The 24,179-nt window shown below is 57.7% G+C and carries 20 protein-coding genes; 12 read left to right on the top strand and 8 right to left on the bottom strand.

The genetic code is table 11. The features are described from left to right. Positions 1 to 105 precede the first annotated feature (105 nt). Complete coding sequence (locus ACRZ96_RS17190; protein WP_170398311.1) at positions 106 to 816, top strand: GntR family transcriptional regulator; 711 nt, start codon at positions 106 to 108, stop codon at positions 814 to 816. Between the two features lie 12 nt (positions 817 to 828). Continuing rightward, positions 829 to 1,929 carry a Gfo/Idh/MocA family protein gene (locus tag ACRZ96_RS17195; protein WP_170398308.1) on the top strand — a complete coding sequence of 367 codons (1,101 nt, stop codon included), beginning with the start codon at positions 829 to 831 and terminating at the stop codon, positions 1,927 to 1,929. Positions 1,930 to 1,938: 9 nt separating this feature from the next. Here the strand turns inward: ACRZ96_RS17195 and ACRZ96_RS17200 are convergent, their stop codons facing one another. Then, entirely contained in the window at positions 1,939 to 3,795 is a 1,857-nt protein-coding gene (locus ACRZ96_RS17200) for an SLC13 family permease (RefSeq protein WP_170398548.1), read from the bottom strand. A gap of 582 nt (positions 3,796 to 4,377) precedes the next feature. Here ACRZ96_RS17200 and ACRZ96_RS17205 point away from each other — a divergent pair. Together ACRZ96_RS17205 and ACRZ96_RS17210 are read left to right on the top strand one after the other, a co-directional pair. Further along, positions 4,378 to 5,763, top strand: coding sequence for a bifunctional enoyl-CoA hydratase/phosphate acetyltransferase (locus ACRZ96_RS17205; RefSeq protein WP_170802521.1), 1,386 nt, complete (start codon positions 4,378 to 4,380; stop codon positions 5,761 to 5,763). Beyond that, entirely contained in the window at positions 5,763 to 6,935 is a 1,173-nt protein-coding gene (locus ACRZ96_RS17210) for an acetate/propionate family kinase (protein WP_480707427.1), read from the top strand. The genes ACRZ96_RS17205 and ACRZ96_RS17210 overlap by 1 nt, the downstream gene beginning before the upstream one ends. 213 nt (positions 6,936 to 7,148) lie before the next feature. Here the strand turns inward: ACRZ96_RS17210 and gph are convergent, their stop codons facing one another. Continuing rightward, the gene (gene gph, locus ACRZ96_RS17215) at positions 7,149 to 7,811 is read right to left on the bottom strand and encodes a phosphoglycolate phosphatase (protein ID WP_480814870.1); all 663 of its coding nucleotides are present in this window, start codon (positions 7,809 to 7,811) and stop codon (positions 7,149 to 7,151) included. Between the two features lie 225 nt (positions 7,812 to 8,036). Here gph and hemP point away from each other — a divergent pair, with 225 nt between their 5' ends. Both hemP and ACRZ96_RS17225 read left to right on the top strand, forming a co-directional pair. Continuing rightward, a complete protein-coding gene (gene hemP / locus ACRZ96_RS17220) occupies positions 8,037 to 8,204 on the top strand; it encodes a hemin uptake protein HemP (RefSeq protein ID WP_170398358.1) in 168 nt (55 codons plus the stop codon). Continuing rightward, on the top strand, positions 8,201 to 8,677 hold the full coding sequence (locus ACRZ96_RS17225; protein ID WP_480814871.1) for a hypothetical protein: 477 nt from the start codon (positions 8,201 to 8,203) through the stop codon (positions 8,675 to 8,677). Before hemP ends, ACRZ96_RS17225 begins: the two co-directional genes overlap by 4 nt. Positions 8,678 to 8,722: 45 nt before the next feature. Here the strand turns inward: ACRZ96_RS17225 and ACRZ96_RS17230 are convergent, their stop codons facing one another. The 3 genes from ACRZ96_RS17230 to ACRZ96_RS17240 form a co-directional block, all read right to left on the bottom strand. Beyond that, a complete protein-coding gene (locus ACRZ96_RS17230) occupies positions 8,723 to 11,788 on the bottom strand; it encodes an aminotransferase class III-fold pyridoxal phosphate-dependent enzyme (protein ID WP_480814872.1) in 3,066 nt (1,021 codons plus the stop codon). 105 nt (positions 11,789 to 11,893) lie between these two features. Continuing rightward, positions 11,894 to 12,820: an NAD(P)-dependent oxidoreductase gene (locus tag ACRZ96_RS17235; RefSeq protein ID WP_255612153.1), complete on the bottom strand. Its 927-nt coding sequence runs from the start codon at positions 12,818 to 12,820 to the stop codon at positions 11,894 to 11,896. Between the two features lie 114 nt (positions 12,821 to 12,934). Next, a complete protein-coding gene (locus tag ACRZ96_RS17240; RefSeq protein ID WP_480814873.1) occupies positions 12,935 to 13,576 on the bottom strand; it encodes a pyridoxamine 5'-phosphate oxidase family protein in 642 nt (213 codons plus the stop codon). A gap of 219 nt (positions 13,577 to 13,795) precedes the next feature. Between ACRZ96_RS17240 and ACRZ96_RS17245 the strand changes: the two genes are divergently transcribed. Next, a complete protein-coding gene (locus ACRZ96_RS17245; protein WP_170425647.1) occupies positions 13,796 to 14,953 on the top strand; it encodes an acyl-CoA dehydrogenase family protein in 1,158 nt (385 codons plus the stop codon). A gap of 217 nt (positions 14,954 to 15,170) precedes the next feature. Then, positions 15,171 to 15,923 carry a nuclear transport factor 2 family protein gene (locus ACRZ96_RS17250; RefSeq protein ID WP_480814874.1) on the top strand — a complete coding sequence of 251 codons (753 nt, stop codon included), beginning with the start codon at positions 15,171 to 15,173 and terminating at the stop codon, positions 15,921 to 15,923. Between the two features lie 7 nt (positions 15,924 to 15,930). Here the strand turns inward: ACRZ96_RS17250 and ACRZ96_RS17255 are convergent, their stop codons facing one another. Further along, positions 15,931 to 16,830: a LysR substrate-binding domain-containing protein gene (locus ACRZ96_RS17255; protein ID WP_480707423.1), complete on the bottom strand. Its 900-nt coding sequence runs from the start codon at positions 16,828 to 16,830 to the stop codon at positions 15,931 to 15,933. A gap of 217 nt (positions 16,831 to 17,047) precedes the next feature. Here ACRZ96_RS17255 and ACRZ96_RS17260 point away from each other — a divergent pair, with 217 nt between their 5' ends. From ACRZ96_RS17260 to ACRZ96_RS17270, 3 genes are read left to right on the top strand one after another with little or no spacing between them, the layout of a single operon-like run. Next, positions 17,048 to 19,240 carry a dehydrogenase E1 component subunit alpha/beta gene (locus tag ACRZ96_RS17260; protein WP_480814875.1) on the top strand — a complete coding sequence of 731 codons (2,193 nt, stop codon included), beginning with the start codon at positions 17,048 to 17,050 and terminating at the stop codon, positions 19,238 to 19,240. After that, positions 19,237 to 20,271, top strand: coding sequence for an ACP S-malonyltransferase (locus ACRZ96_RS17265; protein WP_480772145.1), 1,035 nt, complete (start codon positions 19,237 to 19,239; stop codon positions 20,269 to 20,271). The genes ACRZ96_RS17260 and ACRZ96_RS17265 overlap by 4 nt, the downstream gene beginning before the upstream one ends. A 41-nt stretch (positions 20,272 to 20,312) precedes the next feature. Then, a complete protein-coding gene (locus tag ACRZ96_RS17270; RefSeq protein ID WP_480814876.1) occupies positions 20,313 to 21,584 on the top strand; it encodes an NAD(P)/FAD-dependent oxidoreductase in 1,272 nt (423 codons plus the stop codon). Positions 21,585 to 21,586: 2 nt separating this feature from the next. Here the strand turns inward: ACRZ96_RS17270 and ACRZ96_RS17275 are convergent, their stop codons facing one another. Further along, positions 21,587 to 22,288 carry an SDR family oxidoreductase gene (locus ACRZ96_RS17275; RefSeq protein ID WP_480572295.1) on the bottom strand — a complete coding sequence of 234 codons (702 nt, stop codon included), beginning with the start codon at positions 22,286 to 22,288 and terminating at the stop codon, positions 21,587 to 21,589. A 103-nt stretch (positions 22,289 to 22,391) separates the two neighbouring features. Here ACRZ96_RS17275 and ACRZ96_RS17280 point away from each other — a divergent pair, with 103 nt between their 5' ends. After that, positions 22,392 to 23,243 carry a LysR substrate-binding domain-containing protein gene (locus tag ACRZ96_RS17280; protein WP_480707420.1) on the top strand — a complete coding sequence of 284 codons (852 nt, stop codon included), beginning with the start codon at positions 22,392 to 22,394 and terminating at the stop codon, positions 23,241 to 23,243. Here the strand turns inward: ACRZ96_RS17280 and ACRZ96_RS17285 are convergent. Then, positions 23,234 to 24,136, bottom strand: a complete 903-nt coding sequence (locus ACRZ96_RS17285) for a LysR family transcriptional regulator (RefSeq protein WP_480707419.1) — start codon at positions 24,134 to 24,136, stop codon at positions 23,234 to 23,236. The genes ACRZ96_RS17280 and ACRZ96_RS17285 overlap by 10 nt on opposite strands. Positions 24,137 to 24,179 lie beyond the last annotated feature (43 nt).

Here is a 24,179-nt window from a genome sequence, read left to right on the forward strand (position 1 = left end):
TTGATTCACGCTCCGTACATCTTTGACTTTCCTCTTGCGTAGCAAGCGCATTGATGTAGATCAATAGTGTATCAATTTTTCCTGCGACCGAGTGAAGCGCCCTCAATGTCCGCCAACAGCCGCAATCCAAATGCCCTGCCGATCTATGTCCAGATCTCAGAGCTTCTGATCCGCGATATTGCTGCGGGCCGTCTGATTGATGGTGAGCGTCTTCCACCTGAACGGGACATGGCTTCGAACCTAAATGTCTCGGTCGGGACCTTGCGAAAATCCCTCGCCGAGCTTGAGAAAAAAGGCATGTTGGAGCGTATTCAGGGTTCGGGCAACTACATCCGCGAGACCGGAACGCAGAACAGCGTCTATGCTATGTTCCGGCTGGAACTGCCCGAAGGCGGCGGGTTGCCGCGTGCCGACATCCTGTCGGTTGATCATCTCAAGAAGCCTGCGAAACTGCCGAAGTTCGGCTTGTCTGATAGCGGTTCGCGTGTACGTCGGATGCGTTATCTGAATGACACAATCATCGCGGTCGAAGAAATCTGGCTGGACGAATCAGCCGGGACCATCGACCAGAACCTGCTGTCCGACTCGCTTTATCGCTATTACCAGCAACAACTTGGCTTCTGGATCACACGGGCAGAGGATCGCGTTTCTGTCAGTGCCCTGCCCGACTGGACACCTGAAGGCTTCACCAAACCTGCGGGCCAAGCCGCAGGGTATATCGAACGGTTCAGTTGGTCTGAGAAAGCTGAACCTATCGAGTTTTCAAAAACATGGTTTGATCCAGATCGAGCCACATATGTTCAACGCCTGAAATAAAAGGAACTGCGCATGACCCGGACCACCAATTACGGGCTGATCGGATGCGGCATGATGGGGCAGGAACACCTGCACAACATTGCTCTGCTTGAGGGCACACGAGTCGCCGCAATCTTCGAACCCGACCCGGAGATGGCGTATAAGGCGCAGGCGATTGCACCCGACGCGCAGATGATGTCTTCCCTTCAGGACCTTCTGGCAGTCAATGATCTGGACTGTCTGGTCATCGCCAGCCCCAACCACCTGCATGTTGATCAACTGGCCGAGATTGCGGAAACCCGCCCCCTGCCCCTGTTGATCGAGAAACCATTGTTCACTGATCCTGCCGATCTTGCACGGCTTGAGCAGTTAGAGCGCAGTTATCCGCACCCGATCTGGGTCGCGATGGAATATCGCTATATGCCCCCGATCACGGCGCTGATCGATGAAGCAGCGACCGCCGGTGGTGGGATCAAGATGCTCACGATCCGCGAACACCGTTTTCCGTTCCTCGAAAAGGTCGGCAATTGGAACCGGTTCAACCGTAACACTGGCGGTACATTCGTCGAAAAATGTTGCCACTTCTTCGACCTCATGCGCCTGATCCTGCAATCAGACCCGGTTCGCGTTTCCGCAAGCGGAGGCCAAGCCGTCAATCATTTGGACGAAGTTTATGACGGCGATACTCCAGATATTCTGGACCACGGCTATGTCATTGTCGATTTTGCTTCGGGCGCGCGCGCGATGCTCGAGCTTTGCATGTTTGCTGAGGGTTCGCGGTATCAAGAAGAAATCTCGGCCATTGGGCGCGATGCCAAGATCGAAGCGCTTGTGCCCGGCCCGGGCCGCTTCTGGCCCGAACATCTGGGCGACGCGCCTGTGCCACAGCTGATCATCAGCCCTCGCGCACCGAAAGGCCCAATCCAGCGCGACATCCCCGTTGATCCCGAGTTGCTGGCGGCTGGCGACCACAATGGCTCGACTTATTACCAGCACAAAGGCTTTCTGGAGCTGGTCAGGGGCGAGCGCGCCAAACCCGAGGTCTCACTGCGTGATGGGATCTGGGCTGTGCGTATCGGCCTTGCCGCACAACAGGCGTCAGAGCAGGGCCAAACGATCAGCCTAGCTGGGTAATTAACAGGGTCAGAAAATCACATTCAGCATCAACAGTGAGACGATCAAGAAGATGATCGTCATGATCCCGCCCGAACGGACGAAATCGGTCACTTTGTACCCAGCTGGCCCCATGATCAGCGCATTCACCTGATGGGTCGGGATAATGAAACTGTTCGAGGTCGAAATCGCGACGGTTAATGCAAAGACCGCCGGGTTGGCACCCGCCGCAACCGCAATTGAAACCGCAAGGGGCACCAACAGAACCGTTGCGCCGACGTTTGACATGACCAGAGAAAATGCCGTCGCCAGAATGGCGACGCCCGCCTGTAGCGCCCAATTCGGCCATCCATCCAAGATGATCATGATCTGCTGCGCAATCCATGCCGCAGTCCCGGTATTCTGCACCGCCTGACCCAACGGGATCAGACACGCCAGCAGAAAGACCGTGTTCCATCCAACTGCTCGATACGCCTCGTCAACACTGAGCACCCGGGTCAACATCATTCCTGCGGCTCCGGTCAGCAAACAGAGCGACAACCGCACATCCGTGAACAGGATCAGTGACAATGAGATCAAGAAGAACAAGAGCGCCCAGCCTACTTTCTGCGGGCGCAATTCATCCTGCGGGAAGTCCGAGGTGACCACAACAAAATCCGGATCACGCTTTATCCGCATTAGGTTGTCCCAGCGGGTATGAGCAACCAACATGTCGCCAGCCTTGAACTTCTCAAGCCCGATCTGGGTGGATTCATGCGTCTCAGTCTCGACATGACTCAGCGTCTCTTCACCCCGGTGGATGGCGAGCAAAGACATTCCGTAGGTTTTACGGAACAGCAATTCGCGAGGGCATTTGCCGATCAGCTTGCTGTCAGGCGTCACGACCACCTCTGCTACCCCAGCATTCGTGGGTGCGAACTCTTCGACAAACACATCCAGATCAGGCAGCACCGTCAGCCCGTACTTTTCGGCAAACTCTTCGACAACCCAGCGCCGACCCACTATCGCCAATCGACAGGGTGCGGCAATCTCGGCTGTTAACACCTGAACCATCGAGGTCTTGCCACGGTAAAAGGTCGAGATGATATAGAGGTGATTTTCAAAGTTGATGTCGGCCAGAATCTGCCCGACCAGCGGGCTGTCGGCCGGAACCACAACCTCGAACACATCAGCCTTCAGCCCGTAGACCCGCTGAAGATATTCCTGAGTCCCGCGCCCGGTACCCGTACTCTCCGACCCTGAATCGCCCGGCAGCACCCAACGCCCCAGCAGCAGGAAATATGCGATCCCCGTCAGGATCAGCACCGCACCGATGGGGGTAACGGAAAACAATCCAAAGGGTTCCATCTTCTGAGCTTCGGGCAGTCCTTCGTTTGCAGTTTGGATCAGGTCATTCAACAGAATAAGCGGCGAGGACCCGACCATCGTCATTGTCCCCCCCAGAATGGCACAAAACCCCATGGGCATAAGCAAACGTGACAACGGAATACCCGATCGCGATGAGATACGGCTAACCACCGGTAGGAACAACGCCGCCGCCCCGACATTTTGCATGAATGATGAGATAACACCGACTGTGCCCGAAACGATCGGCAGCACTCGGTTTTCAGACTTACCACCATATTTCAAAATGACGGACGCGACCTTGTTCATTAGGCCCGTTTTATCCAAACCCGCCCCTACGATCATGACCGCAATGATCGAAATCACGGCATTGGACGCAAACCCGTCAAACAGATGAGGAACATTTGCCAGATTTTCGAGACCCGGTGCATAACTCAGCAGACCCACAATGACCAACACCAGGATGGCCGAAAGATCGATCCTTACAATCTCGGACACAAACAAGAACACCGTGAAGGCCAAAAGCGCCGAGACCACACCCATTTCGTATGTAAACGCCAATTGCTCCACTGGGATCACCTGGTTCCAAAAGCAAATCTAATAGGCATTTCTAGGCAATCAGCGCGGGCCTGTCATGGACTTTGTCTGTTTGGTCGAAATCCATGATTGCAATAACAACCGGCGACGTAGGGTCAGGCTTCATAACCGTTAGATGACGATAGCCCCGAGAGCGAAGGCTGCGAGACAGGCCCTTGGGCAGCGGTCATTGCCCCTCTCGCTCCAGTACTTTCATCGACTGCATAGCGTCTTGTGTGGGCTATAGGCTGCAGAAGCGTTATGCCAGCGCAAATCATTGCGGTTGATGAAAATCATTCCGCGCGACACACGCCTTTCGTCGACTTGGGGTTTTCCATGCGGCTTCGGAAAGAAGAGTTTCAGACCAGCAATCTGCGTGATGCTCGGTCAGAAAAGACTAACCAGATCAAAACTCTGTTCTCCATGTCGTGAAGTATGCAGTGCGATCAAAAATCGATGCATCATGACACGATAAAACCCACCGAACGTCATTGGAAATTTACCTGAAATCTCATAATGATCGGTGCAAAACAGCCGCCGAGAGTTTCAATGCAGTATCACAACAAGCCCTTTGATCAGCTTCAGATCGGTGACACCGCCGAGCTGACTCGGTTCTGCACAGAGGATGATTTTTATGTCTTCGCATCGAATTCCGGCAACCATAACCCTTTGAACCTGGCCGACGAAGATGGGGACGGTGATAACGTAAACGAGGCGATCGCGCCCGAGATGTTTCTTGGGGCTCTGATCTCGGCCGTTTTGGGGAATATCCTGCCGGGCGCGGGTACGCTGTATAAGTCGCAAAGCTTGGATTTTAGCGCCCGGGCATATGCGGGTGAAGAACTGCTGGCCAGAGTTACGGTTATCGAAAAACGCGATAACCGCGAGGTAGTTCTGAAAACTCAGGTGATGCGCCCTAGTGATGAGGCGCTGATCGTGTCCGGCATCGCGGTCGTGATCGCTCCGGAGAAAGAACTGTCATTCAATGAGATTGAAGTGCCTGGTCTGGTCGTCGAGCGGCACCGGCATTTTGATGCACTGCTCGATCGCTCGCGCCCGCTGCCTCCGATCCCCACGGCAGTTGTCGCCCCAGAAGAGCCCAACTCGCTGGGGGGGGCCTTATTGGCGGCGCGTGAAACCATCATCAAGCCGGTCCTGATAGGTGACCCCGACAAGATTGCTGCAGCAGCGCGTGAGATTGAGTTGCCCTTGGGTGACGTCGAGATCGTTCCTGTTAAGGACCATCTGGACGCCGCCAACAAAGCGGTTGATCTGGTTGTCGAAGGACATGCTGAAGCATTGATGAAGGGGCATCTTCATACGGACGAACTGCTACGGGCGGCGTTGCGGCGGGATCGTGGACTTCGCGCGGGGCGCCGATTTACGCATGTCTTCGTCATGGATATACCCGGCCAGCCGCATCCCTTGCTTGTGACCGATGCGGCCATCAATATCGAGCCGGATCTGGAAACCAAGATCGACATCACGCAGAACGCGATCGATCTGGCAATCTCAATCGGAATTGGCGCTCCGAAAGTGGGTGTTCTGTCGGCGGTCGAGACGGTGAATCCGGCTATCCGGTCGTCGATTGATGCCGCATTGCTGTCGAAGATGGCCGAGCGGGGGCAGATCAGGGGTGGCTTGGTCGATGGGCCGCTTGCCATGGACAACGCGGTCAGCCTGGCCGCGGCGCGCACCAAAGGGATCGTGTCCGAGGTGGCCGGACGGGCAGACATTCTTGTCGTACCCAATCTGGACGCAGGCAACATGCTAGCCAAGCAACTGACGTATATCGCGCACGCCGAGGCTGCCGGGGTGGTGCTGGGCGCGCGCGTACCGATTATCCTGACCAGTCGCGCAGATGGTGAAAAGGCGCGGCTGGTTTCCTGTGCCGTCGCGGCCCTGCATGCGGCGCGGATGTCGGGTAAGATCTGATGGACCATATCATCACACTGAATTCAGGCTCGTCCTCGCTGAAGTTTGGGCTGTTCTCCGCGGGCGAAGCAGATCCGATCCTTGTCTGTTCGGGAGAAGTGGAACGCATCGGCAGCCCTGCGGCGCGCATCAAAGCAGAGACCACGGATGGCCGTGTGCTTGCCGATACCGCTTCTGAAGCGCTGTGCGATCAGGCCAGCGCCTTGGACTATATTCTGGATTTGCTGGAACGGCAGTTCCCGTCGGCGGGCGTGACCGCAGTTGGACACCGCATCGTGCATGGCGGCCCGGATAATGACAGGCCCATTCTGCTGACCCCCGAAAGCTTGCAGATGCTGGAAAAACTCGAGCCTTTTGCGCCCCTGCACCAACCTTACAATCTGCAGGGCGCACGTACTGCGATGGACAGGTTCCCCAATGCCAAGCAGGTTGCCTGTTTCGATACCGCTTTTCACCGCCACCACCCTTGGGTCAATGACACCTTCGCATTGCCGACCGAGTATTACGATATGGGCGTTCGCCGCTATGGCTTCCACGGTCTGAGCTATGATTACATCTCGGACCATCTGGCCAAGACTGCGCCGCTGATACATGGCGGACGGGTGGTTGTGGCGCATCTCGGCAACGGTGCCTCGATGTGCGCTATGATCGGAGGTCGCTCGGTCGGTTCAAGCATGGGGTTCTCGGCCATGGATGGTTTGCCGATGGGAACGCGTTGTGGCCAGCTGGATCCGGGTGTTGTGCTGTATCTGATGGATCAGCAAGGCATGAATGCGGATGAGATTTCGGATCTTCTGTATCGTAAATCCGGGTTGCTTGGCCTTTCCGGAATGACCAATGATATGCGTACGCTTGAGGCGTCGAATACGCCGGGTGCACGCAATGCCATCAACTACTACACGTTCCGGATACGCCGCGAGCTGGGCGCTTTGGCCGCTGTGTTGGGAGGTCTGGACGCCGTCGTGTTTACCGGCGGGATCGGTGAGAACTCGACCTATATCCGTGATCGTATCTGCACTGACATGGGGTGGTTGGGTCTTGAACTGGACCACGATGCAAACGCGGACAATCTGCGCGTCATCTCGACCGACCTGTCACGTGTGAAACTGATGGTCATTCCGACGAACGAGGAACTGGTGATCGCGCGTGCCGCGGCTGAGAAAGCCGCATAAATCCCAGTTTTTAGGCTTCTGCGCGCAAAATAATTTGGAAGATCGGGGAAAAAATCGCAGCACTACGGGAATCCCCCAATTTCGCGATCCGCGCAGGTGCGTTAACTTTTCATTAACTACCGGGCCAGTGCGCCCAATCCACTTTCACTAATTTCCCCCGATGAGGGGCTGGCTTCTTACCCCCTTGGCCGGCCCCTCGACCTTTTTTGGGGTCTATGCCTGCGTCAGGATTTTCCGAACAAGTGCAGGCAGTGCGGTACTGTTATCATAGCTGAGCGTGTGCGGCATGTCCGAAACCGGTGACTTTCGATATCCCTGTTCAAACAGCAAAAACGGGACCTGAGCCCGTTGCGCAGTTTCTGCATCAACCTCACTGTCGCCAACGAAGATCTGTGGGCCTGCGGCTTGAAGGGTCTTGAAACAGGCGTGCAAGTGCTCTGGATCGGGTTTGCGTATATCCAGCGTGTCTCCACCAAATACCGTGTTGAAATAGGGTAGCAGGCCAAGTTCGCCCAGCACATGCCGGGCAGGGGCTTCGGGTTTGTTGGTGCAGACCCCAAGCGCACAGCCCATATCTCGAAGCTCGTCCAGCGCCTTGATCACGCCGGGATAAACTACGGTTTGATCGCAGGCGCCTGCATTGTAGTGCTTCAGAGTAAGCTGTGTTAGGTCCTTGTGAAGCGTTGGCTCCAGCCCGCAATGCGTCATCGCCCGCTCGACCAGCTTGGGTAATCCGTTCCCGACGAATCCCCGGATCGTATCCTGAGGCAATGAGGCCTGCCCCTGATCGTGCAGCATTCGGTTTACCGCAGCAGCAAGGTCGGCAAGGCTGTCTATCAGGGTGCCATCCAGATCAAATACGACAACTGCTGCCATCTGCGAATCCGCCTTTGTTTGTTGATATCCAATGCCTAGGTCGTGCTGTGCGACGGCGCAATAGAGACCCGTGGGAGCGATTGAAAAAACAGCAGCTTGACAAACCTTACTATTTTTATCAGATTAATCACACGAACAGATAGCCAGCCCAAAACAGGGTCAGCCAGATCAAGCGAAACGAAGACAGACAAGGCCAAGTGCCACAGATGCTCTGGAGATGCCCCAATGAACGCGCAAACCCCTACCTCGACCCTTAGCTACGCTGTTTCGATGCTTCCGGCCCACAAGGCGGAAGACCTCACCAATGGCGGCAATCTGGCCCATATCGAGCTGGGCGATCAGCTTTATACGCTGCGTATCACCCGCGCAGGCAAACTGATCCTGACAAAATGAGCGCACCTTCTTCGCGTGGCGGGGCGGCTGTTGGCCGTCTGGCTGACCTGAACCCCATTGAGGCCGGAGCCGTCATGTATCTGCGGCTTTGGGGTGATGGGGTCGAAGGCCGGGCAAATGCCGCAAGCGATTTTGACATCGCGCTGGGTGCAGATCAGGGACGCGCCACGATGCTGACGCTGGACCGGCTGTGTTCACTTTGTGCACATCACGGTCGCCGTTCGCTGGTGCGTCATGGGCTGGGATGTGCATGTCTGGGCGCTGATGAGAATTGTTTTGCCCAGATGATCGGTGCCGCCTCTGAAGGGGCGCGTGAAGATGCAATGATGATGGCCTCGCTGATCGTACGGCCCGATTTCGCCCCGGCACTGGCCTCGTTGTCCGAGGAACTGGGCTTGGCGTTACGCCGGATGACCGTTTCGATCCCTTTGCCGACGACCGGGCACCACCCCCCACATTCAGTGCTCCACTGATCGACGGCGACAAAACCCCAGCAATTTCGCTGGGGTTTGTGTTTCTTAGCAGCAGCCGCAGCCCGCATGATGATGATCGTGATCGCACATGGGGGCAGGGCTGTAGTCACCCACTTCGCCAAGAACCTCCCGCAGCGTCCAAAGAATCATGTCGACGTCCTCTGCTTCGATGGTTAGCGGTGGCCGGATTTTCAGGATATTGTCCTTGGGTCCCTCGCTACCGATCAGAATGCGATGATCGCGCATCCGATTCTTGACGTAGCTGCAAATCTCACCGCTTTCCGAGCCATCCGGGTTAATCAGTTCCACACCCAAGAAGAGGCCGATACCGCGCACATCGCCGACACAGCCAAAGTCAGCTTCGATCTGTTTGAGGCCATCCAGCAGGTGAGCCCCCATCACACGGGCGTTCTCTTGCAAGCCTTCATCATCGACGATGTCCAACACCTCTTTCCCGATTCTGCAGGACAGGGTTGAGCCGCCGAAGGTCGAGAAAAACTCGATCCCGTTGTCGAAGCTTTCGGCGATCTCTTTGGTAGTGACCAGCACACCCAGCGGGTGGCCGTTGCCGATGGGCTTCCCCATTACCACGATGTCAGGCAACGCGCCCTGATGTTCAAAGCCGAAGTAATAGTCGCCCAGGCGCCCGAGGCCAGTCTGGACTTCATCGGCAATGCAGACCCCTCCGGCGGCACGGATTTTTTCATATATCGCAGACAGATAGCCTTTTGGTGGAATGATCTGTCCCCCGACTGAGGGGAATGTTTCAGCGATGAACCCGGCTAGGCCTTGCCCTTTTGCCTGCAATGCCGAAATCGCCGGATCAATCAGGTCAGCAAACTTCCGGGCACGCTCGGGGTCATCACGCCGGAACGAACCGCGATAGTCATCCGCGACCTCAACCAGTTCCACCCAATCTGCCTGCCCAATACCGCCAGGTTTGTTGAATTTGTAGGCCGAGATCGCCACCGCAGCGTTTGTGTTGCCGTGATAGCCGTGATCGGGCGTCACGATCCCTTTTGCCCCGGTATGCGCGCGCGCCAGACGCAGAGCCAATTCGTTGGCCTCAGTCCCTGAGTTGACGAAGAAACAGACCTCAAGGTGATCCGGCAGTTTCGACAATACCTTGTCGGCAAAGGCGGTTTGCGCCGGGTGCAGATAGCGCGTGTTCGAATTCATGCGCTTCAGCTGATCCGCTGCAACCGCCTGAATACGCGGATGCGCATGGCCTACATGCGGAACGTTGTTGTAGGCATCCAGATAGGGTCGCCCCCATTCATCGAACAGGTGATGCCTCCAGCCACGCACCAGCATGACCGGGTCGTCGTATGTCAGGCTGAGATTGCCGCCGAAGTGTTCGCGCCTGTCCTGTAGGATCGCCTGCTTGTCGGTTGGTCGATAGAAAATCTTTTCATCAGGCAAGTTCAACAGTGCTGCGGGGTTGGGGCAGACCGCGTGCCAAAGCTCGAGCTCATCAGGATCCGCTACGCCCGGCCAGTCGGCCTGCATACCGTCGGTCGTCAGCGCCAGTTGGAAATGCACATGCGGGGCCCATCCGCCATTCTGACTGGCATCGCCCAGACGGGCAAAAGCTGCACCCTGAGCCACCGGGTCACCTGGTTTCAAACGCTCACTCACCTCAGGGTCCAGATGGCCATAAAGCGTGTAGAATGCATCCCCTTCGGGCGTTTCGTGGTGCAGGATCACAACCCCGCCATAGTCGAGATGCGCGTCCCTGTTTTCAACGGCTTCGACCCGACCGCTGAGAGGTGCATGCAGCACTGTTCCGGCGGGTGCAAACACATCCACGGCCAGATGCACTGTGCGCCGATCCGACGCTTTCCACGGTCCCTTGCGAAACCCCGGCTCAGCATAGATCAGGCGAGGCTCGCTGTAATACCCAAGCCAGGGACCTTCCCCAAACTCCTCACCGACCCGCGCCGCCTCGTCCAGCGGCATGTGGAACGGGTTTTGCGGCCAGGTCGAGTTCTCCACCGACAGTGAGCCCATTGGCGTGTCGCTCAGATCCTGCCCGAACATCTGCGCGAAATGTCCACGATGGTTGGACAGATAGGCATGGATGCGCTCGGCCCCATCCACAACGGGCAAGCCACACGCGGCGCGCAATCGGGCGGGCATGAGTGCGCCATTGATTGCCTCATTTTCAATCAATCGCCACGCCGGGGCCTGGCTGATCGTGACATACGGATCATCCGGGTTCTCAATCGCCATCAGCGTCGAATTCACCACGGACACCGCCAACCGTGCTTGCAACAAAGGCCAGATCAGGTCGATCTCATCCGGGCGTAACCGATTGGCGGCGTGATAACCGCGTACCAGCGCAGCCAATGCGCGCTCGGGTTTAGGGTGCTCCAGAACGACATAGGCCCCGGCAATAGCCAGATCGCAAACGCGCGGCGCCGCGCACATGTCGCCAAGATCGATCAGACCCGAGATGCTGCGTCGTTCGCCCAGATTGCCTTCAACAAGGATATTGTAATCATTGGCATCATTGTGAATCGCCTGTTTTGGCAATGCACCCAGTTGATCAGAGATCGCCTCAAAATCCGCTGTGATTTGTTGAACGCGCGCGCGTCGTGCCGGATCAGAGATGGCCTCTAGTTGGTCGACGATCCAACTCGCCCGCGTCAAATCCCATTTGAAATCGGCGCGATGCAAGCCCTCGTGGGTGAACCCCTCCAGCGCCCGGTCGGTTGCGCCCAGAACACGGCCCAGTTTTAGTATTAGGTCTTCGGTCTTGGGCGCGCTGCTTGCATAGCATGCCCCCGGCAGTCGTTCCTGCAGCCAGACCTGTCGCGGTTGCCCATGCGCGTCGGCAATCTCAGGCAACATCATCCCGTTCAAATCGGGATAAACGGCAGGAAAGGGCAATCCGGGCGCTGCTGCGCTGAGATGTCCCAGCGCCTTGATCTGTAGATCGACCAATGCCGCATCGCACCCCGCGTGCATCACCTTGAGCACATAATCCTGCCCGTTGGTGGCTTCGACCAGAAAGTTGAGGTCGTACTCCCCATCCAGACGCGTCAGACGGGCGTCCAGACCCCAGTGTTCACGCAGGCGACCAGCCCAGAAAGTGTTCAAGTCGCTCATGCGCTATCTCTTGCAACTGCCACGGTGATCCTCTTCATCTGGCCAAAAATATCTTCGGGCGGAGTCGCGCCCTGGCGCGATGGGGCAGACAGCCCCCCCCTTTGCTCAGTCCAGTGCTCGCAACCGTTTGAACAACGAGGACGTATCCCACCGGCCCCCGCCAAGTTTCTGCACGTCTTTGTAGAACTGGTCGACCAGCGCCGTCACTGGTAGTGAAGCCCCGGTCTCATTGGCGGTATCTAGACAGATTCCCAGATCCTTGCGCATCCAGTCGACTGCAAAGCCATGCTCAAAATGGTCATCCAGCATGGTCTCATACCGGTTCGCCATCTGCCAGCTGCCTGCCGCGCCTTGGCTAATCACCTCGACCACAGCCCGACCATCCAGCCCAGCCTTTTCGGCAAAATGTAATGCTTCGCTCAGGCCCTGCACCAGCCCTGCAATCGCGATCTGGTTGCACATTTTGGTCATTTGACCCGCGCCGCTGTCCCCAATGCGGCGGCAGATTTTGGAATAGACCTGCATCACTGGCTCAGCAGCACGATAAGCGTCCATGTCACCGCCGCACATGATCGATAGCACACCATTTTCGGCTCCCGCCTGACCGCCCGAGATCGGGGCGTCCACAAAAGCAACCCCCTGTGTCATGCCAGCCTCGTACAACTCACGCGTGACCTTGGCCGAGACGGTGGTGTGATCAACAAATACCGCACCCTTGGCCATTCCGTGAAAGGCGCCATCTTCACCTGTGCAAACCATACGCAGATCGTCGTCATTGCCAACGCAGGCCATCACGAACTCTGCCCCTTCTGCGGCTTGCCGCGGTGTCAGGGCCATCGCGCCGCCATGCTGGGCGACCCAAGCCTCGGCCTTGGATGCGGTGCGGTTGTAGACGGTGACTTCGTGGCCGGCAGCCTGAAGATGCCCGGCCATCGGGTAGCCCATGACGCCTAGGCCAAGGAACGCAACTTTTGCCATGTGATGATCCTCTCTGTTATCCGCTCCTGCCTCGAGCGGACGGCAGGTCGTGATGTTTAGAAAGGACAAAGCAAAGCTTGGGCCAAAGGGCAACCCTGCGTCACAATTTGCTGCCCAGATCCATAGGGATCGCGCGCCATTCGTTTCACATCTGAACTGGCGCGGATTTCAGCTTCGTATATCGCCAGCAGCTTTGAGCTCAGCCAATTCCCGCAGCAAACGCTGGTTTTCTGCTTGCAGAACAGCCAGTTGCTGACCCAGATCATTCAGATGTGGCCGAAGCTCGGCCTCGGTAAAGCGCGACGTGATGTGGCGGGGGCAATTCCAGTCAAACGCTTCAACTTTGATGATCGCGGCCCGTTCTGCCTCGGTCTCGGAGCCTTCGATGTAAAGATCAGTTGCTGCCGCGGCACCTTCCTTGAATGTCATCCGCCCAAGAATCTTGAGACGGCGCTGGTTCGCGTAATCCATCAAGATCAACGCCACATGGTCGTTTCCATCCAGGTTGCCGCGCGAGATATATTGTTTGTTACCAGACAGGTCCGCATAGCCGATGGTGTGCGGGTCCAGCACCTTCAGAAACCCTATCGGCCCACCGCGAAACTGCACATAAGGCCAGCCGGTTTCTGAGACGGTGGCCTGATAGAACCCGTCGCGGGCGCGAATGAACGCCTCTTCGGTCGGTCCGATTTGGTGGCCCTGTTTTGGTCCTAGGCTCAGGAATTTCGCGTAGGTCGCTGCGGATCCCATGCGTTCTTGATGGGCGCGAACGGCGGGTGTGAAGGTCAGTTCAGAAAAGGCGCGGGGCATTATGCTGTCTCCTGGGTCTTCCGGGGCGTTTGCGCAATATGGTCGATGATGGCCTGCTCTGTCAGGCGTGGGAACACAGATGTGAACGTTTGGCCCCAAATTCGGCAACGGTGCCAAGGACGTTGCGTAGTATCTGTCCTGGACGCCACGTCACATGGATTGGAAGGAATCACACACCCGGCTAGTTTTGGGCAAACACCTGATCTGGAGAGCTATTTGATGTCGCTTTTTACCAGCACCGCCGCCTGGGTTACTGACGAACACCGAATGTTTGCTGAAATGGCGGGCCGGTTCATGGATGATGCCTTGGTACCCAATACCGAGAAATGGGCCGAGAACGGGGCGGTTGATCGTACCTTTTGGTTGCAGGCGGGAGAGACGGGTCTGATGGCCGGTTCGATTGCTGAGGAATATGGTGGCGTCGGCGGCGGGATGGGTTTCGATTCCGTTACTTTGTATGAGCAGACTGCGCGCGGGGACGCAGGATGGGGATATGGCATCCAGTCTATCGTGACCCACTACATCACCGCTTATGGCAGTGAGGATCAGAAACAGAAGTGGCTGCCGAAACTGGCCTCGGGTGAGATGATCGGCGCGCTGGCCATGACCGAGCCGGGCACGGGATCGGATGTGCAAGCCGTGAAGACGACCGCTGAGAAGGATGGCAATTCTTATCGGCTCAACGGGTCCAAGATATTTATTACCAACGGGCAATCGGCTGATCTGGTTATCGTGGCTGCCAAAACTGACAAGTCGTTAGGGGCGAAGGGTGTCTCTCTGATTGTGGTCGAAACCGACGGGGCTGATGGATTCCGGAGGGGGCGGAACCTCAAGAAACTGGGAATGAAGGGCAACGATACGGCTGAGCTGTTCTTTGAAGACGTAAAGGTGCCAATGACCAACCTGCTGGGCCCGGAAGAGGGGCAGGGGTTCTATCAACTAATGAAGCAGTTGCCGTGGGAGCGGCTGACCATCGGGATCATGGCGCTGGGCGCGATCGATTTCGCCATATCGCAGACGGTGGAATACGTGCAGGAGCGCAAGGCGTTCGGACAGCGGGTGATGGATTTCCAGAACACCCGTTTCAAGTTGGCCGAGTGTAAAACCAAGGCCGAGGTGCTGCGCAGTTTCGTCAATGACTGCATTGGTAAACTGGAGGCCGGTGAATTGGATGCTGCGACGGCCTCGATGGTGAAATACTGGGGCTCTGAGGTGCAGAACGAAGTGATGCACGAATGCCTGCAACTGTTCGGCGGCTATGGGTTCATGATGGAATACCCAATCGCGCGGCTTTATGCAGATGCGCGGGTCCAGATGATTTATGGCGGGACGAATGAAGTCATGAAAGAACTCATCGCCCGTTCGCTGGACGTCTGAACCAAAACACTCCCGCCCGTCTTCGACATTCCTAGCGGAACGTCTCATCCCGTTGGGCCAGGCAAGCGCGGGCGCAGCCCGCGCTTGCCTGGCCCCGCTACCGTCCGCCGGACGCAAGGCCGAAGGCCGCGCAGGGTTTGGCTGTTGCTGGCGTTGATGCCTGACACTTCGCCTGTCATTGTGATCACGGAATAGTCAGACTTGGAGGGAACCTGGTATGGAGAAGTCCAACAAAGATCGCATATCTGCCCTGCTCAAAAGCATCGAAACGGGCGATCCGGGCCCGGTGTCGGTGGTAGATGAAGCCCGATATATCCAGCACAATCCGCAAACCCATGAAGGCAGCGAGGGTCTTGCATCCCTATTCAAACGGCTGTCTCAGACCTCACCGCGCGTGAATATCGTACGCGCCTTTGAAGACGGCGATTTTGTCTTCGCACATACGGAATATGATTTCTCACGGCGGAATATCGGCTTCGAAGTGTTCCGGTTCGAAGACGGGCAAGCGGTTGAGCATTGGGACAATATCCAGAAGCGGTTGGGGCCAAACAGCTCGGATCACAGTATGGTGGATGGTCCGACTGAAGTTCGGGATGTCGAGAAAACCGAGGAGAACCGGGCCTTTGTTCGCGCCTTCGTCGAAACCGTGTTGATTGCCGGGGATCTCGACCAGATAGAGGCCTGTATCAATACTTCCGCTTACGTAGAACACAGCCCGCAGCTCTCGGATGACTTGACTGCCTTGAGGACCGCATTGGCCGATAGGAACGCCCTAAACTATCAGTATCTGCATCGGGTATTGGCGGAAGGGGATTTTGTACTGACCGTGTGCGAAGGTGAATATCAGGGCACTCACAGCGCATTTTATGATCTGTACCGCGTTGCGGATGGCAAGATCGTCGAACACTGGGACACGGTTGAGGCCATCGCACCACGCAGCGAATGGAAGAATGATAACGGTAAGTTCTGAGGTTGCGTTAGGCGTGGGCGTCTGCCCCAATCTGTTCACTGATCCAGGCTTGGAAAGACCGTAACGGCTCGGGCATCGAGCGGTCATGCGGCCAGACCAGATAATAGCTGCCAAGGCTCACGCGCGGTCCGTCCCATGCCTGGACAAGCCGCCCGGTGCGCAAATCATCCTGCACCAGATATGACGGTAACAGAGCCACGCCCAACCCATGAATCGTGGCCTGAATCATGGTCGAAAACTGATCGAACAGCATCCCCCGCAGGCCGGTGACGGGCTGGCCCTGTATCTCAAACCAGCGCTCCCAGGCATCCGGACGCGACTCCAGATGCAGCAGTGGCGCGGCGCGGAGAGCATCCAAGTTACTGAAATTGAAGGCGGTAAGGGCAGGGGCGCAGACCGGCAGGACCTCTTCCCGCATGATCGGCAGATACTGAACGCCCGCCCAATCCTGCTGACCGAAATGGATCGCGGCATCAAATGGCTCAGTCGTAAAATCAAACGGTTTGAGGCGGGTCCCCAGATTGACAGTAACCTCGGGATGACCTCGCGCAAAATGCTGCAGGCGGGGTGCCAGCCAGTGCATGCCGAACGCTGGAAGGATCGACAGGTCAAGTGACCCGCCCGCCGGATTGGCTTTGAGTTTCAGTGCGGCCTGCGCCAGATTCTGAACAGCAGACCTTGCGGTTTGCACATAGACTTTGGCTGCAGGCGTCAGGTGCAGTCGCATCTGGCTACGCTCGATCAACTGGACTCCCAGCTGATCCTCCAACGTCTTCAATTGCCGGCTGATCGCGCTTTGTGTCAAGGACAGCTCAGCTGCAGCAGCAGATGCGCTGCCTAGCCGATCTACGGCTTCAAGCGCAAGCAAGGACGAGATTGAAGGCAAGAAACGGCGGGGTGCAATCATATGACAATTCCTCATACCTATTGAACGCAATAGCACTGGTTTTTTCCTGCCGCCAGAGCGATGACTGGTGCGCCACATCACCTTTGTGGCCGAGAGGGTGCCGCGCCATCCGCGATCTTGAAATTCACGTCGGAGCGCGGGACAAATCAGCAAGCGGGTCGCACCCGCGCAGAGGTTCCCCAAGGCCGATGACACCAACAAGACAAAAGCGAGAGACATGGACCGCGCCCAGATCGTACATGAGAATTTCCTGACCCGTGTCGCAAATCGTGATTTTCCCGACGGAGCCCCGCCGCGCGTCGGTCTGGGCTATGCTGAAGCCGTTTCGCTATTCCGGTCGCAAGTTCTCAGCCGCGCGTTGGATCGGACCAGCCGGGCGATGCAGAAGGCAGGGCAGGGGTTCTACACCATCGGCTCATCTGGCCACGAAGGGATGGCCGCCGTCGCGCACGCATTGCGCCCAAGCGATATTGCCTTACTGCATTACCGGGATGCTGCGTTTCAGATCGCGCGTGCCGAACAGGTGCCGGGCCAGCAGATCGCGTGGGATATGCTGCTCAGCTTTGCGTGCTCGAAAGAGGACCCGACCTCGGGCGGGCGGCACAAGGTGTTGGGATCAAGGGCGCTGATGATCCCGCCGCAGACCTCGACCATCGCCAGCCATTTGCCCAAAGCCGTTGGTGCGGCTTATGCGCTGGGGGCAGCCCGGCGACATGCGCCCGAACATCGCGTGTTGCCGGAAGACGGGATTGCGATGTGTTCATTTGGGGATGCCTCGGCCAATCACTCCACCGCGCAGGGGGCGATCAATACGTCAGGCTGGACCAGTGTGCAATCGACACCGCTGCCGCTGCTGTTCGTGTGTGAAGACAACGGGATCGGGATTTCGGTCAAAACGCCCAAGGGCTGGATTCAGGCGTCGATGGAGCATCGTCCGGGGATCAAGTATTTTCAGGCCAATGGGTTGGACATTTATGAAACCCATGCGGTCGCGAAAGAGGCTGCAGATTATGTCCGCAAGCGCAGGAAACCGGCCTTCCTGCATCTCAGAACCGTGCGGCTTTATGGCCATGCCGGGGCGGATGTGCCCACGACCTATCTGCCGAAAACTGAGGTTGAGGCGGATGAGGCCAATGATCCGCTTTTGCACACCGTACGACTGCTGGATCAGGCGGGTGCATTGTCGCCGGATCAGGCGTTAAAAATCTACAGCGATACCTGCACCCGAACGGATCGTGTGGCTACAGAGGCTGCCAGCCGTCCCCATCTTGCCAATGCGACCGAAGTGATGGCAAGCCTGATCCCGCCTAAGCGCTCTTGCATACCGACCAACGGCCCGAGCGCTGAGGCGCGTGCGAAGACCTTTGGCGCAGATATGCGCGCGATGGATGAGCCGCAGCCGCTCAGCCGCCTGATCAACTGGGCGCTGACCGATCTGATGTTGGAACATGCCGAGATCGTTTGCATGGGCGAAGATGTGGGCCGCAAAGGTGGCGTTTATGGCGTCACACAAAAGCTGCAGCAACGCTTTGGTCCGGACCGCGTGATTGATACGCTGCTGGATGAACAATCCATTCTGGGTCTCGCGATCGGTATGGGCCATAACGGTTTCATCCCGATCCCCGAGATCCAGTTTCTGGCCTATCTGCACAATGCCGAGGACCAGATTCGGGGCGAAGCCGCAACTTTGCCGTTCTTCTCGAACGGGCAGTTCACCAACCCTATGGTGCTGCGGATTGCGGGGCTGGGATATCAGAAGGGCTTTGGCGGGCATTTCCATAACGACAACTCTCTGGCCGTCTTGCGGGATATCCCTGGTGTCATCATCGCCTGCCCGTCGACCGGGGCCGATGCAGCACTGATGCTGCGCGAATGCGTGCGGTTGGCGCGCGAAGAGCAGCGGGTCGTGGTGTTTCTTGAACCGATCGCACTCTACCCGATGCGCGATCTGCATGCGGCGCAGGATGGCGGGTGGATGACCATCTATCCTGCGCGGGATCAGAAAATTGCGCTGGGCGAGGTGGGAGTACACGGGAACGGTACCGATCTCGCCATCGTGACCTATGGCAACGGGCATTACCTGTCGCAACAGGCCCTGCCAGAAATTGAGGCGGCGGGTCTGAAAACCCGGATTATCGATATGCGTTGGCTAGCTCCTCTGCCAGAAGAGGCTTTGCGCGAAGCCACCAAAACATGCGCGCATGTTTTGATCGTCGACGAATGCCGCAAGACCGGCAGCCAGTCCGAGGCGCTGATGACTTTCTTCGCCGAACAAAGTTCTTCTACTCGAACTGCCCGCGTTGTGGCCGAGGATTGCTTTATTGCAACTGGCCCCGCCTATGCCGCACCTCTTCCTTCGAAAGACGATATCGTTGCCGCAGCGCTGGCTTTGACAGGAGCAGCCTCATGACCCGCACCGCCGTTGTGATCTGCCCGGGCCGGGGCACTTATAACAAGCCTGAGCTGGGCTATCTGCACCAACATCATTCGGATCGTATGGACTTGTTCCGCAGCTTCGACGCCATTCGCGCCGGAACCGGACAGGATGCGATTACTGCCTTGGATGGGGCTGATCGCTTTAGCGTCGGGAAGTACTCGCGCGGCGATGTGGCCTCACCCCTGATCTATGCTGCCGCGTTGGCCGATGCGCAGGCATTGGCCAACGATATTGAAGTCGTCGCCGTCACTGGTAACTCGATGGGCTGGTATATTGCGCTAGCCACCGCAGGGGCATTGACCCCTGGGAACGGGTTTCGCGTGGTCAATACGATGGGCACGCTGATGCAGAAGCACCTGATCGGCGGTCAACTGGTTTACCCATTCGTCGATGAGACATGGGCGAATGATCCTGCCCGCAAAGCCGCATTGCTGGATGAGGTGGCGAGGATCGATGCGTCGCGCGATCATTCTCTGGCGCTTTCGATCGATCTGGGCGGGATGCTGGTATTGGCAGGCAATGAGGCGGGTCTCACGGCGTTTGGGGCGGCACACCCCACCGTGCAGGATCGGTTCCCATTGCGGCTGGCCAATCACGCCGCCTTTCATACGGCGCTGCAGGCCCCGGTGGCGGCGGAAGGTCGGGCGCAATTGAGTTCTGATCTTTTTGCTCAGCCCAAGTTCCCGATGATTGACGGGCGTGGCAAAATCTGGTGGCCCGGCGCAACTGACACGAGTGAGTTGTGGGACTACACGCTGGGCCATCAGGTGACCGAGACCTATGACTTCACCCATGCGATCCAGACGGCCGCACGCGAGTTCGCGCCCGATCTGTTCATCGTCACCGGCCCCGGTGCAACGCTGAGCGGCGCGGTGGCGCAGTCACTGACACTGGGGCGCTGGCGGGGCATGACCGACAAGGCGTCATTCCAGTCGCATCAGGAGGCGGATCCATTCCTCATCGCCATGGGGCGGGCTGACCAGCGCGCCCTTGCAACCAACTGAGACCAGCCTGATGATCGGCGAAACTTTGGCGAGGCCCGGGCATGCGCGACTATGATCAATCGTTATGGCGGCAGACCTGTCGCGAGCGTATCGACACGCAAAAGCTGTCTGATGACGTAAGCGTTGATCTTGCCGTGATCGGCGGTGGTTACACCGGGTGTTCTGCGGCCTTGACCGCAGCAAAAGCGGGGGCTTCGGTGTGCCTGCTCGAAGCGCATCAGATCGGCCATGGTGGATCGGGGCGGAATGTCGGTCTCGTCAACGCAGGGCTTTGGCTGCCACCCGATCAAATTCGGTCACATCTGGGGCAAATGGCGGGGGATCGGTTGATCGATCTGCTGGCTAACGCGCCGTCAGACGTGTTCGAGTTGATTGAAGCGCACGGGATTGACTGCGAGCCTGAGCGGCAAGGCACGTTGCACTGTGCTCATTCGGCCTCGGGCTTTGGTGATCTACGTACACGCCACGCACAGCTGAGCGCTTCTGGTGCGCTGGTCGAATTGCTCGATCCTGACGCGTCGCGCCAGCGGACGGGCAGTCCGGCAGTCCACGGCGCATTGTTTGACCCCCGCGCGGGTACAATTCAGCCGCTGGGCTATGCGGTGGGACTGGCCCGCGCCGCACAGAATGCGGGGGCGCAGATATATACGCAAAGCCCGGTTCGATCTTTGCGGCAGGAAGCCGGGGCTTGGGTGCTGCAGGGGGATGGTGGAACCGTACGCGCAAGATCGGTTATTCAGGCGACCAACGCTTATCATCAGGGCATCGCCGATATGGCGCCCGACTATGTGCCGGTCTATTACTTCCAATACGCCACCGCGCCGCTGTCTCATAACCTGCGGGCCAGCATATTGCCCAAAGCAGAGGGATGCTGGGATACGGGCCTGATCATGACATCCTTCCGATTGGACCATGCAGGACGGTTCATCATTGGCGGCATGGGCGATCTGAGCAGCGCCGGAGGATTTGCACACAAATCCTGGATCAAGCGCAAACTGGCTGCACTTTATCCGCAATTGGCGGATCAGCCGTTGATTGAGGGCTGGCATGGGCGGATTGCCATGACTTCGGATCATATTCCCAAAATCACTCTGATCGGTCCAAATGCGTTAGCAGCGCATGGGTTTTCGGGGCGTGGGATCGGGCCGGGCACCGTGTTCGGGCGTTTGATGGCCAAAAGCCTGCTCAAGGACGATCCGTCCTTGCTGCCGGTTCCGTCAGTGGCTGAGTATAGCGAAAACTGGACTGGTCTGCGCCGCGCTTTCTTCGAAACCGGCGCGGCGCTGACACATCTTGTTAAGGCGCGGTTCTGAGTTCAGACAGACCGGGTGATACCGCCATCGACGCGGATGTTCTGCCCGGTTATGTAGCCTCCGCCTTCGGAGGCGAGCATAGCCACGACCGAGGCGATCTCATCATAGCTGCGCCCGTAGCGGCCCATCGGGATGCGTGTGCGGAACTCTTCTTTTTCCGGAAGGCTGTCGATGAACCCGGGCAAGACGTTGTTCATGCGGATGTTGTCGGCGGCGTATTTGTCCGAGAACAGCTTGGTAAACGCCGCCAGCCCGGCGCGGAATACGCCCGAGGTAGGAAAAACCGGGTCCGGTTCAAACGCAGCAAAGGTTGAGATGTTGATAATCGATCCACCGCCCTGCGCTTGCATGATAGGGGTCACCAACCGCGTAGGTCTTACGGCATTCATGAAATAGACATCCATGCCGGTGTGCCAGTCCTCATCGGTCAGCTCAAGCACCGCAGCGCGGGGCCCGTGCCCGGCTGAGTTCACCAGCACATCGATCCGCCCCCAATGGGACATTGCTGCATAAACCAGTTTTTGCAGGTCATCATTTGACTGGTTCGAGCCGGTGATGCCCACACCGCCCAATTCATGTGCCAGCGCCTCGCCCTTGCCCGACGAGGACAGGATGCCGATTTTGAAGCCATCAGCCGCCAGTCTACGCGCGGAATCCGCGCCCATGCCGCTGCCGCCTGCGGTGATCAAAGCTACTTTTTCCATCTTCACGCTCCTATGCCTTGTTTCGCAAGAAGATGGCGCAGTAACCTCGATTTGACCAATCAGTTCTGTTGCGCAGTGACAGTAGAAAATCTACAGTTTAGCTATGCCCGCTCTTCCACCTCTCAACGCGATGCGCGCCTTCGAGGCCTCGGCACGCCATCTGAATTTTCGTCTTGCTGCGGAAGAAATCGGCGTAACCCAAGGGGCCGTTGCGCAACAGGTGCGCGGCTTGGAAGCGCGGCTAGGGACGGCGCTGTTCGAACGCCTTCCGCGTGGGTTGCGCCTGACCGAAGCGGGGCGTCGGTTCCACGCGCCGCTGCGTCGGGCGTTTCGGCTGATTGAAGAGGCTGTCGATGAGCTGGCTGATCAGCGGCAGATCACGATCTCGGTCACGCCCAGCTTTGCCTCAAAATGGCTGGTTCCGCGTCTGAACGATTTTGTGACCCGCTACCCCGATATCTCGGTGCAGGTTGACGCGCGCGAGCGGTTGGCGGATTTCCAGTCTGATGGAATCGATATTGCAGTACGCCAGAGCCGTTCACAGGTTGCTCGAGATCTGCAAGCAACACCTTTGTTCTCCACCGAATTCGTTGTCGTGGGCAGTCCGGACCTCGCATCGCAAATTTCAGGTCCAGACGACCTGATGCAACACGTTTTGCTCAGTGATTCCCATGGGCTGTGGCCGTTGTTTCTTGAACGCGCCGGGGTCGAGGGGAAGCCACGGATGATGAGTTTCAGCCAGACAAGTCTGGCGATAGACGCCGCTGTCTCGGGGCAAGGCTTTGCACTTGCCAATGCGCCACTTGTGTCTGCGGAACTGACTTCGGGTCGGTTGGTGCAGCCGCTCTCTGAGGTGCTGGTTGACGATCTGAGCTTTTTCATCGTCACCCCGCAGAAACCGCGCCAACCGGAACTGGTGAAACAAATGCGCGACTGGTTGCTATCTCAGGTCTGAAGCGAGGCCGCAATCGCGTCGATCCGGTCGCGTAACCAACGATGTGCCGGGTCGTTGGCCGAGCGTTGGTGCCAGACCATATAGATTGACACTGCTTCGCATTTGAACGGCAGTGGCGCACTGTCCAGCGTGGCAAGCGGCCCGCATTTCATCAACTCCGTATCGGTCGAGATCAGGTCGCTGCCTTTCACGAATGGCGGGATCGCGTTGAAATGCGGCAGGGTTACGACGGGCGGTCTGATCTGGCTTTGATCCACGCCACGCATCACGGCACGGGCGTTGCGCCCGTCGGCAAATCGCACCTCGACATGATCGCTATTGCAATAGGACCGCCAATCCTCAGGCGGATCACGGAGAGCGGCATCATAGAATACCAACAACGGGCTGGTGATCAGCCGCTTCTGAAAGATATCCGGCCCGTCCGGTGGCAGCGGGGTGAGCATCAATTGACACCGGTCGCTGCGCAGCAAGTCCGGGTCGGGAACACCCGACGGGATGAACTCCAGCCGCAACCTGACGCCTTCGGCGCGTGTCGCCCGCAGAAGTTCGGGAAATATCAACTCACGCGGCATGTCGTTGGTGGCGATCTGAATGTCCATCTGTTCGGACAGCGGATCAAACGGGCGACCTTCTGTCAGGGCGCGCATGTTGTCCAGCACCTGTTGCACCGGCTCTTTCAACGACAAAGCGCGTTCGGTCGGGGTCAGCCCCTGACCGGATCGGACAAATAGTGGATCGCCCAGCACTTGCCGCAACTTGCCCAGCGTATGGCTGATGGCCGATTGCGTCACCCCTAACCGGTCGGCAGCTTTCGACACCGAGCTTTCTTCGAGTATCGTCAGGAACACCCGTAGGACCTTGCCGTCCAGATCTGTGAAATCAATTCTGCTCATATCATTTATGATTATTCATGAATGGTTTTGGTGTCCATGCCGG

It is taken from the genome of Ruegeria sp. CF1, from assembly GCF_056537445.1.

What these genes read in the sequence shown, in the direction of transcription:
- ACRZ96_RS17190 (WP_170398311.1), top strand. Translation starts at nt 106, where the DNA reads ATGTCCGCCAACAGCCGCAATCCAAATGCCCTGCCGATCTATGTCCAG.
- ACRZ96_RS17195 (WP_170398308.1), top strand. Translation starts at nt 829, where the DNA reads ATGACCCGGACCACCAATTACGGGCTGATCGGATGCGGCATGATGGGG.
- ACRZ96_RS17200 (WP_170398548.1), bottom strand. Translation starts at nt 3,795, where the DNA reads ATGGGTGTGGTCTCGGCGCTTTTGGCCTTCACGGTGTTCTTGTTTGTG.
- ACRZ96_RS17205 (WP_170802521.1), top strand. Translation starts at nt 4,378, where the DNA reads ATGCAGTATCACAACAAGCCCTTTGATCAGCTTCAGATCGGTGACACC.
- ACRZ96_RS17210 (WP_480707427.1), top strand. Translation starts at nt 5,763, where the DNA reads ATGGACCATATCATCACACTGAATTCAGGCTCGTCCTCGCTGAAGTTT.
- gph (WP_480814870.1), bottom strand. Translation starts at nt 7,811, where the DNA reads ATGGCAGCAGTTGTCGTATTTGATCTGGATGGCACCCTGATAGACAGC.
- hemP (WP_170398358.1), top strand. Translation starts at nt 8,037, where the DNA reads ATGAACGCGCAAACCCCTACCTCGACCCTTAGCTACGCTGTTTCGATG.
- ACRZ96_RS17225 (WP_480814871.1), top strand. Translation starts at nt 8,201, where the DNA reads ATGAGCGCACCTTCTTCGCGTGGCGGGGCGGCTGTTGGCCGTCTGGCT.
- ACRZ96_RS17230 (WP_480814872.1), bottom strand. Translation starts at nt 11,788, where the DNA reads ATGAGCGACTTGAACACTTTCTGGGCTGGTCGCCTGCGTGAACACTGG.
- ACRZ96_RS17240 (WP_480814873.1), bottom strand. Translation starts at nt 13,576, where the DNA reads ATGCCCCGCGCCTTTTCTGAACTGACCTTCACACCCGCCGTTCGCGCC.
- ACRZ96_RS17245 (WP_170425647.1), top strand. Translation starts at nt 13,796, where the DNA reads ATGTCGCTTTTTACCAGCACCGCCGCCTGGGTTACTGACGAACACCGA.
- ACRZ96_RS17250 (WP_480814874.1), top strand. Translation starts at nt 15,171, where the DNA reads ATGGAGAAGTCCAACAAAGATCGCATATCTGCCCTGCTCAAAAGCATC.
- ACRZ96_RS17255 (WP_480707423.1), bottom strand. Translation starts at nt 16,830, where the DNA reads ATGATTGCACCCCGCCGTTTCTTGCCTTCAATCTCGTCCTTGCTTGCG.
- ACRZ96_RS17260 (WP_480814875.1), top strand. Translation starts at nt 17,048, where the DNA reads ATGGACCGCGCCCAGATCGTACATGAGAATTTCCTGACCCGTGTCGCA.
- ACRZ96_RS17265 (WP_480772145.1), top strand. Translation starts at nt 19,237, where the DNA reads ATGACCCGCACCGCCGTTGTGATCTGCCCGGGCCGGGGCACTTATAAC.
- ACRZ96_RS17270 (WP_480814876.1), top strand. Translation starts at nt 20,313, where the DNA reads ATGCGCGACTATGATCAATCGTTATGGCGGCAGACCTGTCGCGAGCGT.
- ACRZ96_RS17275 (WP_480572295.1), bottom strand. Translation starts at nt 22,288, where the DNA reads ATGGAAAAAGTAGCTTTGATCACCGCAGGCGGCAGCGGCATGGGCGCG.
- ACRZ96_RS17280 (WP_480707420.1), top strand. Translation starts at nt 22,392, where the DNA reads ATGCCCGCTCTTCCACCTCTCAACGCGATGCGCGCCTTCGAGGCCTCG.
- ACRZ96_RS17285 (WP_480707419.1), bottom strand. Translation starts at nt 24,136, where the DNA reads ATGAGCAGAATTGATTTCACAGATCTGGACGGCAAGGTCCTACGGGTG.